Source organism: Harryflintia acetispora (genome assembly GCA_004340125.1).
In the GTDB taxonomy this organism is placed as follows: Bacteria; Bacillota; Clostridia; order Oscillospirales; family Ruminococcaceae; genus Harryflintia; species Harryflintia acetispora.
On sequence record SLUK01000005.1, the window covers coordinates 48220 to 60293 of the forward strand.

The 12074-nt window shown below is 61.0% G+C and carries 10 protein-coding genes; 3 read left to right on the plus strand and 7 right to left on the minus strand.

The genetic code is table 11. The annotated features are described in order from the left end of the window. Nucleotides 1–154 precede the first annotated feature (154 nt). Nucleotides 155–2488 carry a SpoIIE family protein phosphatase gene (locus tag EDD78_RS06875; protein ID WP_132084432.1) on the plus strand — a complete coding sequence of 778 codons (2334 nt, stop codon included), beginning with the start codon at nucleotides 155–157 and terminating at the stop codon, nucleotides 2486–2488. Nucleotides 2489–2952: 464 nt separating this feature from the next. Then, on the plus strand, nucleotides 2953–4122 hold the full coding sequence (locus EDD78_RS06880) for a hypothetical protein (RefSeq protein ID WP_132084433.1): 1170 nt from the start codon (nucleotides 2953–2955) through the stop codon (nucleotides 4120–4122). A 70-nt stretch (nucleotides 4123–4192) separates the two neighbouring features. On the opposite strand, the gene EDD78_RS06885 is transcribed toward EDD78_RS06880, so the two are convergent. From EDD78_RS06885 to EDD78_RS06895, 3 genes are all read right to left on the minus strand, one after another. Next, nucleotides 4193–4633 carry a hypothetical protein gene (locus tag EDD78_RS06885; RefSeq protein WP_132084434.1) on the minus strand — a complete coding sequence of 147 codons (441 nt, stop codon included), beginning with the start codon at nucleotides 4631–4633 and terminating at the stop codon, nucleotides 4193–4195. A gap of 34 nt (nucleotides 4634–4667) precedes the next feature. After that, entirely contained in the window at nucleotides 4668–5546 is an 879-nt protein-coding gene (locus tag EDD78_RS06890; protein WP_165873137.1) for an aldose 1-epimerase family protein, read from the minus strand. Nucleotides 5547–5658: 112 nt separating this feature from the next. Then, nucleotides 5659–6258 carry a DUF4364 family protein gene (locus tag EDD78_RS06895; RefSeq protein WP_079699634.1) on the minus strand — a complete coding sequence of 200 codons (600 nt, stop codon included), beginning with the start codon at nucleotides 6256–6258 and terminating at the stop codon, nucleotides 5659–5661. A 163-nt stretch (nucleotides 6259–6421) separates the two neighbouring features. Here EDD78_RS06895 and EDD78_RS06900 point away from each other — a divergent pair, with 163 nt between their 5' ends. Next, a complete protein-coding gene (locus EDD78_RS06900) occupies nucleotides 6422–7132 on the plus strand; it encodes a TVP38/TMEM64 family protein (protein ID WP_079699635.1) in 711 nt (236 codons plus the stop codon). 43 nt (nucleotides 7133–7175) lie between these two features. On the opposite strand, the gene EDD78_RS06905 is transcribed toward EDD78_RS06900, so the two are convergent. The 4 genes from EDD78_RS06905 to EDD78_RS06920 are packed head-to-tail and all read right to left on the minus strand — an operon-like array spanning nucleotide 7176 to nucleotide 12002. Further along, the gene (locus EDD78_RS06905; protein ID WP_132084436.1) at nucleotides 7176–8336 is read right to left on the minus strand and encodes a diphosphate--fructose-6-phosphate 1-phosphotransferase; all 1161 of its coding nucleotides are present in this window, start codon (nucleotides 8334–8336) and stop codon (nucleotides 7176–7178) included. A 1-nt stretch (nucleotide 8337) separates the two neighbouring features. Further along, nucleotides 8338–9837 (minus strand): lactate racemase domain-containing protein, encoded by a 1500-nt coding sequence (locus EDD78_RS06910; RefSeq protein WP_132084437.1) that lies wholly within the window; start codon nucleotides 9835–9837, stop codon nucleotides 8338–8340. Nucleotides 9838–9853: 16 nt separating this feature from the next. After that, the gene (locus tag EDD78_RS06915) at nucleotides 9854–10687 is read right to left on the minus strand and encodes a triose-phosphate isomerase (RefSeq protein ID WP_132084438.1); all 834 of its coding nucleotides are present in this window, start codon (nucleotides 10685–10687) and stop codon (nucleotides 9854–9856) included. A gap of 55 nt (nucleotides 10688–10742) precedes the next feature. Next, a complete protein-coding gene (locus tag EDD78_RS06920; RefSeq protein WP_165873138.1) occupies nucleotides 10743–12002 on the minus strand; it encodes a phosphoglucose isomerase-related protein in 1260 nt (419 codons plus the stop codon). Nucleotides 12003–12074 lie beyond the last annotated feature (72 nt).

A 12074-nucleotide genomic window follows, 5' to 3' on the forward strand; every position in this document is an offset into this window, starting at 1 on the left:
CTTTGCCGACCGCTTCATTTTACAAACTTTTCCAGTCCCGCCGCTTATACTCTAATTTAGAAGTATATGCGCCGCCGCACGAAAATATACCGGAAAGTTTGTCGGCGCAGCATTCTCCACCGGATTTACAAAACATCTTAGGGGGAAGTAAGTCTTGAAAAACAGTTCTGACATCATCGGTCTCTCATTTGCGGACAGGTTCCTCGGCCGGCTGCGCAGCTACAGCGACATTTTGAGCTATCTCGGGGTGGGAGTGCTCTCCTTCCTGCTCTCGGACAGCGTCCTCTTTTATCAAATCGCCCCGTTCGGGGTGGCCATCTGCGCGGCGGTGCGGGGGGACCACACCTTCGCGGCGGTGCTCGGGGCGGTGCTCGGCACCCTGGCGGCCCCCGCCCTCCCCTTCAAAATGAAGTACATCGCGGCCATCCTGATCGTCGGGGCCGTCAAATGGGCGCTGAGCGGCAAGGGGCGCCTGCAGCGCAGCCGGGTCATCTCCGCCCTGCTCTCCGGGCTCGCCATCGGGATCACAGGGATGGCGGTCAGCTTTGTCGGCGGCGTGCCGCAAACCTATCAGCTGGTCCTCTGCCTGTCCGAGGTACTGCTCGCGGGCGGAAGCACCTACTTCTTCGCGCGCACCCTGAGCGTGCTGGACCGGCAGGACGCCGTCCCGCTGCGGCAGAGTGATTTGAGCTGCGTGGTAATCGCCTTCGGGCTGCTGGTGGTGGCCCTCTGTCCGCTGGGGGTGGGCGAGGTCTCCCTCGGGCGGATCGTGGCGGTTCTGGTGGTGCTGACCTGCGCGCTCAAGGCGGGCGAGGCGGGCGGGTCCATCGGCGGAGTCACCGCCGGGGTGGCCTGTGCGCTCAGCGACACCGCCTATGCCTTCATGATGGGCTCTTTCGGCTTCGGCGGACTGATGGCCGGGGTCTTCTCCTCCTTCGGACGCTTCGGCTGTGCCGCGGCGCTGGTTGTGGTCAACGGCGTTGCCACCGCCCTGGCGGCCCTGGTACAGCCGGTGACCCTCGCGCCGGTGGTCGAGGTGTTTATCGCCAGCGTGATCTTCGTCCTGCTGCCCCAGTCCCTCTTCCAGAAGCTGACCCTCAGCGCCTCGGGACTGCAAACCATGTCCGCCGATTCGGTCAAGAACATCATCCTCGGCCGGCTCTATCACACCAAAAAAGCGATTGGCGACGTAGCAGTCATCACCCAGCAGGTGGCAAACCGCCTACAGGAATGCTTAAAGCCGATCACCGACATCAACGCGGCCGCCGCCGAGCGGGTCTGCCGCAGCTGCCCGCAGCGCGGCGACTGCTGGCAGCAAAATTTCAACGACACCTCCTCGGCCCTCAACGATATGCAGTCCCGCCTGCGCCAGGGCAAGCTGCTGACCTTGGAGTGCATGCCCGAGCCGCTGCGCACCGTATGCCGGGACCCGCAGGAGCTGCTCTTCGCGCTCACCAGCTGCTACAACGAGCAGCGGCGCCAGGAAGCGCAATACTCGAAAAGCGCCCAGCTGCGCTCGATCGTGCTCGACCAATGGGGCGGGATCGAGCGGCTGATCTCGGACATTTCGAGTGAGATCACCAGGATCGCCGTGCAGGACGAGCAGACCTGCCTGCGGGTGCGGGAATATCTCAGCCGCCGGGGGATCCGCACCCGGTCGCTGAGCTGCTACGAGGACGAGGGCGGGCATATCGTCATCGAGCTCGGGCTCTTCCCCTCACTCTCGAAAAACCTGGACAAAACCGAGCTGACCTTCGATTTCGGGGAAATCTGCGACCGGGATTTCGATCTGCCCGAGGTCAGCGAACGGGACGATCTGCTGGTCCTCACCTTCTACGAACGGCCGGGATATAAGCTCAGCTACGGCGTGTCGCAAATCTCGGCGAGCGGGAAAAAGCTCTGCGGTGACAGCTTCAAATACCTCGAGGAGCACGGCGGCTCCAGCTATGCCATCCTCAGCGACGGGATGGGCAATGGGAGCCTGGCGGCCATCGACTCCTCGATGGCCACCGCCCTGATCAGCCGCCTGGCCGAGGCCGGGGTCGGGCTGGAAGCCACCTTAAAGCTGGTCAACTCCGCCATGCTCATCAAATCCGGCGACGAGTCGCTGGCCACGGTGGACATCTGCAGCACCGACCTGTACCGCGGCAGCGTCACCCTGTATAAGGCGGGAGCGGCGCCCAGCTATCTGCGCAAGGGCGGCAAGGTGGGATATGTGGAGTCAAGCTCATTGCCCGCCGGGATCCTCAACTCGGTTGAATTTGAAAAAACCTCCCTCCAGCTGAGCGCCGGGGACATCATCGTGCTGGTTTCGGACGGGGTGACCCAGACCGGCGAGGAATGGGTGCTCGACGAGCTCGAGCGCTTCGGGAGCGAAAACATGCAGGCGCTCTGCGAGCGGATCGCCACCTTGGCCAAGCTGCGCCGCAGCGAGGTGCATGACGACGACATCACCGTCTTTGCGATGATGCTGCACGAAGCCGCCTAAAGGGCGCGCAGGGTCTGTGCTTATACATACCAGTAGTTGCGCCCTAACAAAGAATTGAAAACAGGGTTTCCAATTCTTCTCCCGTGGGTGCAAAACGGAAAACGCACGGAGTTTCTTCCCTCTATCTATGCCGGCGAGGGCAATTGGCCCGGCCACCCAAACCACACCTCCTCTTTTACCCTTCTTATATTTTTCTCAAGCGAAAGGCCGGGAGCGCAATTATGCGCTCCCGGCCTTTCGCTCCGGTGGCAAAAATGACCGTTAGCTAGGGAAGCTAACGGTCATCCTATCCTGTTTTTGTTCGAGCGGCGGTGGAATTTCTTCCAGACGCTGGAACTCTTATCCTAATTATATCCGATTCTGGAAGGAGTTTCAAGCAAAATTCCTCTTTTTCTCCTCCTCCCTATCCCGTTTTGACCCCTGGTTTCCCTATCTGGCGGTCTTTTCCAAGGAGGTCGAAAGCCTTGAAAACAGGGATTGGCAGACTGCTCGCCCTTACCGGTGCCGCCCTTTTTCTGTGCCTGCCCGCGCAAGCTGCGGATACCGCAGCTATGGCGGACAACGCGCAGGGATATGGAATCAAAATCCCCTTTACCCCTTCCCCACGCACCAGCAGCTACACCTTCACCGTCTACGACGGGGATGTTTTGCAGCTGAGCCAGACGCTGGATATTCCATCCCCGCAGACGGTGTTCCTCCCCTTCGCCTGCGATCCGGCCCAGGTCAAGACCTATACGCTGGAGGTGACCGCCAATGTGGATCCCCTTCGCGCAGGACTGGACCGGCCCTATACAAAAAGAATTACGTTTGACGCCAGCGCCAACTGCGGGCATCCCGGGGCGGCGGGGGCGCTGCTGGCCGGGGACGGCAGCGCCGCCTCGCCCTATCTGGTGACCAACGCTGCCCAGCTCGAGCACGTCGCGCAGCACAGCGGAGCTTCCAGTACGCAGCCAGCCTATTTTCGGCAGATATGCGACATCGCCTACGACGGCACCTCCTGGCCGGCGCGCAGCATCAGCAGCATTAGCTACGACGGGGATGGGCACCTGCTGACCGGATTTAAACCCTCCGGCGGGGGTTCCGTCTTCGGAGACGCCGCCAACCTCTCCCTCTCAAACTTCGGGATCAATGATTTTTCGACTTCCAACTCCCCCATCTGCTCGTCCAACTCCAACCTCGTCCTCTCGCAATGCTTCGTGCAGAACGGGACAATCAGTGGTCAATCCACCAATTTCGGACCACTGAGCGCAATGGGCTCGTCGATCAAAGCCTCCAACTGCTACGTTTATGATGTCTCGGTCACAGGTTATACCAATGTCGGCGGGATGATCGGGAATGCAATAGACAATCTTTATTTAGAAAACTGCTTTACAAAACCGGTGCAAATTGTGACTTCCAAGGTAAAATCCGGGGTCGCGTGGAGCGCTCCTTACTCTTCTTTCAACGTTCTCAACACATATTGGCTCTCCGGTTCGGCATCCTATGCCTTTACCACCAATACCAACGCCGGGGCCACTGCGCTGAGCCATGCGCAGATGCAGCAGCAGTCGAGCTATGCGGGCTTTGATTTTGACTCGGTCTGGCGGTGGGACGAGTCCCTAAAACACCCGGTGCTGCGGGTGTTTGACCACTGACAGGGCTTTGCCAGGAACCAATCATAGAAAAAGCGGCCCCACATATGTGGGGCCGCTCGTTTTAAAATGCTTACTTGGCAGCCTGGGAGACCAGCACCTGGGAGGGAACCCTCTGGGCGGCCTCGGCGGGCTCGGTCACATTCTCGAAGGTAACGTACTTGTTCGTCTTGCGCAGCAGGAAAACCAGCGCCAGATTGAGGATCGGGGTGATCAGCGTGCCGGTGATCGCATACTCAAAGAAGGAGACGTCCACCGGAAAGAAAACCGACAGGAAAATCAGATTGAACACGGCGATCGCGGCCTCCGCGATGTAAAAACCGGTGATCTCGCTGCGGCGCACCCACGATACATAACGCTTGACGACCAGCACGACGCCGGTCACCACCAGCGCGCCGCGCAATGCCAGCACAATACTGGGCAGGGAACTGTTCCCCATGATGAAAACCACCGCCAGTGCGATCGCAGCGACGAAGGTATTGAGCATCATGAGATAGTACATAAACTTCTTCATAAAACCTCCAAAACCATAAACCAAATTTACGCCCTTAGATAAAGGTGACGGAGTAAGCCGCGCTCCACTCCCCGTTAGGGGCCAGCTTTACGCAATTTTTTTTATCTCTAAACTCCTCGCCTTTGTCATCGTCCCTGCCCGCCATCCCAAACCATGGCTCAAAGCAGAGAAACGGCGCCTGTTTGTGCGGCGGCGTCCAGAACGCGACGGTGGAATAGTCTCCAAAGTCGAACTGGACCCCCCTGCGGCTGCGGCGGCTGATGAGGGTGATCCGGCGGCTAATGATACCGTCGAAAACCAGTGCATCGCCGTCGAACAGATCATAGCTCAGCGGCAGGACATCCCGTCCGCTCAGCAGGTCGTACGCCTTTGAAAAATTCATCAGCCCGCCCTCGAACACCGGGCAGCGCACCGTTTCCGGCTTCTCGAAGCGCAGCTCATAGTCACTAAACACATCGCCCTCGTAAACGGGACAGTTAAAAGCGGGATGGCCGCCGATACAAAACGGCAGTTCCCCCTCCCCGGTGTTTTTGACGGTGTAGCGCGTCTCGAGCCCGTCGCCGCCCAGCTTGAAGCCTACCACCAGCTCGAAGCCGAACGGATACATGCGGCGCGTCTGCTCGTTGTCGCGAAGGAGGAAGCTGATCGCATCCTTCTCCTGCGCACAGACCTCGAATTCGTTGTCCCGCGCAAAGCCATGGCGGGGCATATCATATGCCACGCCCGAAAAAACGGCCTTGCCGCCCTTCTGCTCCCCGACCGCCGGAAACAGCACCGGCGCGGTCTTGGCCCAGAACTGCGGATCGCGCTGCCATAGGTACTCGTTGCCCAGCACGTCCTGCAGGGACAGAAGCTGCGCCCCAAAGCTGTCGATGACCGCCATGGAGGACCCGGTGGAGATGGTGTATTTCACCTGTGTCGCAACCCCTTTCCTCATTCGTAAGGTGAATTATAGCACAAACCAAAAAATTTTGCAAATTTGACCAAAGTTTAACAGGTTTGTCCGCCTATTTTGCCAGAATCTGTTAGTCGAAAAGCTCTTCCCCGCTGGGGATCAGGCTGCCCACCGTCCCAAGGTCCCCGGTCACCAGAGCGATGACCCCCTTATAGGTGAGCTGCGGGTCGTTGAGGAAGCGCCGTTTGACCTGCTCACAGAGCTCCTTGGTGGGGACGAAGAGAGAGAGCTTCATCAGCGATGCGCCGATGTCCGGTATCTCCAAGGTGATGACGTAGCCGTCCCCCTCGGGTCTTATCACGACGCTGTTTTCCCGCATGCGCCGCCCGAGGGTGAGCTGGCGCTGAAGCTCCCGCTCGCAGCGCTCCCGCACCGCGAGGGGCACATCCTTGTAAAACTGCTTCGCCGTGCTTCGCCCGTGCTCGGTGAGCTCGTAGGCCATGCCGCCCTCCCCGAGCATGCGCAGATGCCCCTGCTCGAGCATCTCGCTCATCAGGGAGGAGAACTCGAAATAGTTGACGTACCCCGTCTTTTGAAACGTGGTGGCCAGCTGCCCGAAGGTGACCGGCTCCCCCGCTTGCTCGAGCAGGTGGCAGATCAAAAATTTTATCTCAAAATCATTGGTGGGCGCGCCGGGCGCGACCCCCGCGGTGAAAATATTCCCCTGCAAAACACCCCAACCTTTCCTGTGCTGTACTGGATACCATTATAGTATATTTCCCTGCAAAAGAAAAGCGCCGGATGTTTTCATATTGTTCACACGCGGTTGCGAATACCGTCCCATTTATGGTATAGTCTAGTATCAGAATGATGTGTAAATTTGGGGGACCGAGATGGAAGGACAACCGGATAAAAAGAAAAAAACATTTCTGCTGATCGCAGTCGTGATTCTGGCCCTGCTGATGGCGGGAATCACTCTCTGGCTATGGCCTTATTTTTCAGCCCTCTCCAAGCCTGAGGCGCAGGCGCGCTTCCAGGAATGGGTCTCCTCGCTGGGGGTGCTCGGCTGGCTGATGGTGCTGGGGCTGCAGGTGGTGCAGGTGGTGGTGGCCATCATTCCGGGCGAGCCGGTCGAGGTGCTGACCGGGGTGCTCTACGGCACCTGGGGCGGGCTGCTGACCTGCATGCTGGGGGTGCTGATCGGCTCGCTGATCGTCTTCTGGGCGGTGCGGCTGCTGGGCAGCGCGCTCATCAAATGGGTCTTTGGAGAGGAAAAGCTGCGGGGCTACCGCTTTTTGCAGAATACCGAGCGGCTCGAGACGATCACCTTCATCCTGTTTTTCATCCCCGGCACCCCCAAGGACATTTTGACCTACGTGGCGGGGATCACGCCGATCAAGCCGACCCGCTTCCTCTTCATCGCCTGTTTCGCGCGGATCCCCTCGATTTTGAGCTCCACCTGGGCGGGCGCCACCCTGATCAGCGGCAACCTCTGGGGCACCGTGCTGATCTTCGCGGTGATGGGAGCCGTCTCCCTGCTTGGGATCATGGTGCATAAGAAGCTCATGCACCGCTACAATAAAAATGAATCGGAGAAAGCATAGGCCACAGGTCCGCAGGAGGGTACTCCTGCGGACCTGTTTTCGCTCATGCCGGAATCCTGAAAAAGTCATCCGGCAGCTCCCCCACCAGAGGCCGGCACCAGTCCAGATATGCTGTGGTGACGTCCATTTGCCCGGGGGCGAGATACTCTTTGGGCAGCGTGCGTTCGTGGAGCATGACCTCCCGGATCGGGATCAGGCTGGGGACGATCCGGTATGCGCCGCCCGGCCTCCTCTCAAAACCCACCATGACCTCGGTATGCCCGCTTAGCGCGGCCTTGGCCGCTTCCCGCCCGGCCAATTCGGCCTCAAGCCTGTCGACGCCGGACTGCCAGGCGATCGATGCCCTCCCGCAGATCCCCGGCTTCTCGCCGCGCGCCTTGATCCCCAGGTTCCGAATGATCAGAGAGCAGAGGTGTGCGCTGACGTCGCCATAGTAGACCGAGCGGCCCGACCGGAATACCGGCTCGACGACCGGTTTTTTATCCTTATGACACAGCCCTTCGCTGGCCACAATCACAATTCCGCCGTGCCGCCGTGCCAGCCTTTCAACTTCGCTTAAGAACGCCTCCTCCTCGAATGGCGCCTCCGGGCAGAGGATCATGTGGGGGCCGTCCCCCTCCCCGCTTCGCGCCAGGGCGGAGGCGGCAGCCAGCCAGCCGGCGTTTCTCCCCATCGCCTCGATCACACAGGCATGGATCGGCAGGGAACGCACGTCCTCGGACACCTCCCGCACCGTCGCCGCCAGGTAGCGCGCCGCGCTGCCGAAGCCGGGGGCATGGTCGGTCACGGCAAGGTCGTTGTCGATGGTCTTGGGGATCCCCACGACGCATATCCCCGCGCCGGCGCAGGCCCTGGCCAGCTTCCCGCAGGCATCCATCGAGCCGTTGCCGCCGTTGTAAAGGACATATCCAATGTGGCGCTCGCGCAGGACCCGCGCCATCTGCCCGTAATCCTCCGGCTTCAAATGGTCCCGGGAGGTGCCGATGGCCGAGGCGGGGGTTCTCAGCAGTCCGCGAAGGGCATACTCCGGGATGTTGTCCAACCGGATAAAATCCTCCCGGAGCACCCCCAGCGCCCCGCCGCGCGCGCCCAACACGGCCGTGACCTTCCCGCTGTCTTTCGCCTCCATTACCGCACCGTACAGGGAGGCGTTCATCACAGTCGTGGGGGCGCCGCCATGAATGATCAACATGTTGTTTTCCATATCAGGGTACCTCCGCTTGGTGGGACAGCTCCGCCAGCGTGCTGCTGACGGTGCCCGGGTATTCCCGGTCCTTGAGGCACAGGTGCACCGCCGCCCTGGTAAAGGTCTTCGGCAGGGCGAGGATATTGGGGGTTTCCCCCACATATTTTTGCTTGGCATCCTCCAGCGCCTCCTCGAAGGTGGCGCGGGTTTTGAGCCCCATCCCCCGCGCCAGGCCGGGCTGCTCGGCCCCCACCAGATAGATGGCCGCGGTGTGCCGCTCGGCCAGGTGCCCGCAGCTGACCATCGAAAAGCCGTGGAAGGGATGGAACGCATTGGCGTAGCGGTACCGGCGGATATACTCCCCGTCGGTGGCATAGTACTCCCCCAGCCGGCAAAGGTCGGGCAGGGTCTGCATGCCGTCGCGCTGGTACTGTTCGTAGAGTGCGGGGAGGTAGGGCCAGAGCGCCTCGTTCATAAACCCGTTGCAGGTCGATGAGCAAATGATAACGCAGCGATCGCTCATCACCCGCTTATGGCGGATAACCTGCGCGGAAAGCGCCTGCATGAGCATGATGGGGTTGGTGCCCATCCCGTCGCCGTAGTGGAAGGACTGGGGCATACCGAAGACCAGCACGTCGTATTTTTTCTGCGCCCAGGGGACGTAGGTGCGCCGGTCGGCCACCTGCCAGCTGAGCGGCTCGATCGCCGCCGCATAGCCGGAAAAAACCGCTATCTGCCGGGAATCGCTGTCGAGCACCGCATCGCAGCAGAAAAACTTTTTCCCCATCCTCTTCTCCATGTACATCCCGATCTCATCGAACTTGGTGCGCATCAGGCTCCCGCCGCTCACCGGCACGAATTCGGGCCGGTGCATGACGCTTGGCACATGGTGGGAGGCGATGCTCCTCCAGTGGGTGATCCCGGTGGCGCAGTGCTTATAACCGCCGGAATAGCCCCCATAGGGGTTCCCCTGGACGTGTCCGATCAGCACGGCGACGTCGGCGTCGTAGACATATTTGTTCATGATTACCGGGTCCCCGCGCGGGGTGAGGCCCAGGTCGACGAGGTGGTCCCAGTCCTCGCTGTCATGGTTGACGATCTGCCCGCTGTGCCAGAATTCATCGAAGAGCGGTTGGCCCAGAATGCCCAGAAGCTCCTTCTCGGTGTTTTTCCGGTGCAGGCCGTTGGAGCAGAGGAGCAGGATGTCCCGCTTCTCCACCCCGGCGGCGTAAAGCTCCTCGAGGACGATCGGGATGCTCACCTTGCGATGCGCGCTTTCCTGCTCCCCGCCCTTCACCCGGTCGGGGAAGATGATGACGCATTTGGAGCCCTTATGAGCCGGCTTTGACAGTGGCTCCATTCCGATGGGATTGCGTATGCTGTCCCAAGTCGCTTCCTTCACCTGGTCCTCCGGGATATGCGGGGGATCGGGTACCGTCTCCCCGGGGATAAAGATGTCGGTCGTGTCGGGCAGCCGCGCCTTCATAAGGCCATGGCCGTATTCAAATTCCAGCTGCAACAAAAGTCCCCCTTTCTCATTCCCCCAGGTACCGGCGCACGATTTGCAGGTATTCCTCGGGATAGAACCCGATCTCGCCCGAAAACCGCGTGAGGGCGATCAGCCCGCCGTCGATTTCCGGGATGGAAGCCAGCATGGCGGCGTTCTGATCCTTGAGCCCGCCCCCATATACCACCGGCAAGCCGCCGGTAGCCTCTTTAACGAAGCGCGCGGCCCTTTGGATATAATCCCGGTCCGGCGCCGCTTTCCCGGGGCCGATGGCCCAGACCGGCTCATAGGCGATGGCGATGTGTCCGCCACCAGCGCCCCGCAGTCCAATTTCCAGCTGCCCGGCGAGCACCTCCTGCCAGCGCTCCTGCTGTTCGGCTCTTTCCCCTATGCAGTAAAGCACGTCGAGGCCTCTGCCCACCGCGGCCCGGATTTCCTGGTTTAAAATCCGGTTGACCGCCCCCTCGTTTGACACGCCCGCTTCGGCCAAAATCCCCGCCTTGTCCGCGCGTTCCTCACAGTGGCCGATCAATACGGCCCCGCAGCCCAGTGCCTTTGCCGCGGCCGCCGGCCTGTTCGTCGTGAACGCCCCGAAATTGCCGCCGGGCGCCACATCCTCGCGGCAGACGCCCTGGCAGCCGATCTGCAGCGGGGAGCCCAGCCTTTTTGCGTTTGCGGCTGTGATCAAGTGTGCCTCCGGGAAAAAGAAGGTGAACCGCGCCTTCCCGGAATACCGCTCTATTTCGTCCTGCAGCCGCTCGACAATCTGCGCCCCCCAGCAGCCGGCCGGGGCGAGCCTGTTTACCCCGGCCAGCCGTACAGGGATGTCAAAGCGCTTTAAATTGGTATAGATGTATTTCATTTCTTGTCCTCCCGGCGGCTGCGTGCCGCAACCGTCCAGTGCGCCCCGGCGCCGCTCAGATGGCTTCGCCCCTCAGCCGTCTGGACATGGCCTGCTTGTAGGCCTCCACCCCCGGCTGGTCAAACGGATTGACCCCCAGCATCTCGCTGGACAGGTAGCAGCTGAATTCAAAGAAATAAAGCAGCTGTCCCAGGTGATAGGCATCGATCCTCGGGACAGAGAGCCTGAGGCAGGGCAGCCGGGAGGAGTGGGCCTGCATGGTCGCCTCCTCGGCGGCGCGGTTGAGGAAGCGGTAATCCTTGCCCTCCAGGTACTGAAACCCGTCCTGGACAGGGCTCGGCGGCACGCTCACGTCGGCTTCCGGGTCCTCGACCTGCAAAAAGGTTTCTAAAAGGATGGGAGCGCCCTCCTGTACATACTGTCCGACCGAGTGCAGGTCCTCCGAATATTTTGAGAGAACCGGGAACAGTCCCATCCCGCGCTTGCCCTGGCTTTCAGCGAACAGCTGCACCCACCATTCGCCAAGATACCCCAGGCGCGGCTCAAAGATGGAGAGCATCTCCAGGCGCTTGCCCTGCTGGTACCATAGATTCCGAAACGCCGCATACCGCACCGCGGGGTTTTGGGGGCTGCCGTCGGTGCGCAGGGCGCAGCACATTTCGACGGCCCCGCGCACCACCTGCGCAATGTCCACCCCGGCGGCCGCCATGGGGAAGAGCCCCACGTCGCAAAGCGCCGAATAACGGCCCCCGATATTATCCGGAAATGTTAAAAAATCGTAGCCGTTTTCCCCGGCCATCTCCTGCAGCCGGCTGCCCGGCGTGCCGGTCACCAAAATGCGTTTTGCTGCTCCCCCGCCATAGCGTCCCTCCAGCACCGCCCGCAGGGTGCGAAAAGCCACACCCGGTTCCAGCGTCTCGAAGTTTTTGGCAATGACGTTTATGTAGAAGGATTTCCCCTCCAACTGGCCTATCACCTGCCGCATGCTGTGGGGGGACAGCGTGTTCCCCGCATAGACGATCGGTATCCCTTCGGGCTCCAGAGCCGTGACGAGGGCCCTCGCCGCCTTGTTGGAGCCGCCGACCCCGATCAGGACAAGGGACTGCGCTTTCTCTCGCACCTCTTTTGCCTTCCCCTGCAGCTGCTCCACCCGGACGGGCGGGGCCCACTCCTCCGGGTCCAGCCAGCCCATGCTGTCCCGGTACCGTTCGTCTCCGGCCCACAGCCCCGGCAGCAGCCGGGCGCCGGCGCCGCAGAGCGCCTCCAGCTCCCCGCGGCCCGCGTTCCCCATGGATTCGATCTTTAGTTTTATCATCTGCATCGCTCCCTCAATCGGCCCTAAAGCTATGCCCCCGGCGTACCAGGGGCATGAACCAGAAACAGACCC

Bases quoted from the DNA above. Each gene is read 5' to 3' on its own strand.
- EDD78_RS06920 (WP_165873138.1), bottom strand. From the start codon at position 12,002: ATGATAAAACTAAAGATCGAATCCATGGGGAACGCGGGCCGCGGGGAG.
- EDD78_RS06915 (WP_132084438.1), bottom strand. From the start codon at position 10,687: ATGAAATACATCTATACCAATTTAAAGCGCTTTGACATCCCTGTACGG.
- EDD78_RS06900 (WP_079699635.1), top strand. From the start codon at position 6,422: ATGGAAGGACAACCGGATAAAAAGAAAAAAACATTTCTGCTGATCGCA.
- EDD78_RS06905 (WP_132084436.1), bottom strand. From the start codon at position 8,336: ATGGAAAACAACATGTTGATCATTCATGGCGGCGCCCCCACGACTGTG.
- EDD78_RS06885 (WP_132084434.1), bottom strand. From the start codon at position 4,633: ATGAAGAAGTTTATGTACTATCTCATGATGCTCAATACCTTCGTCGCT.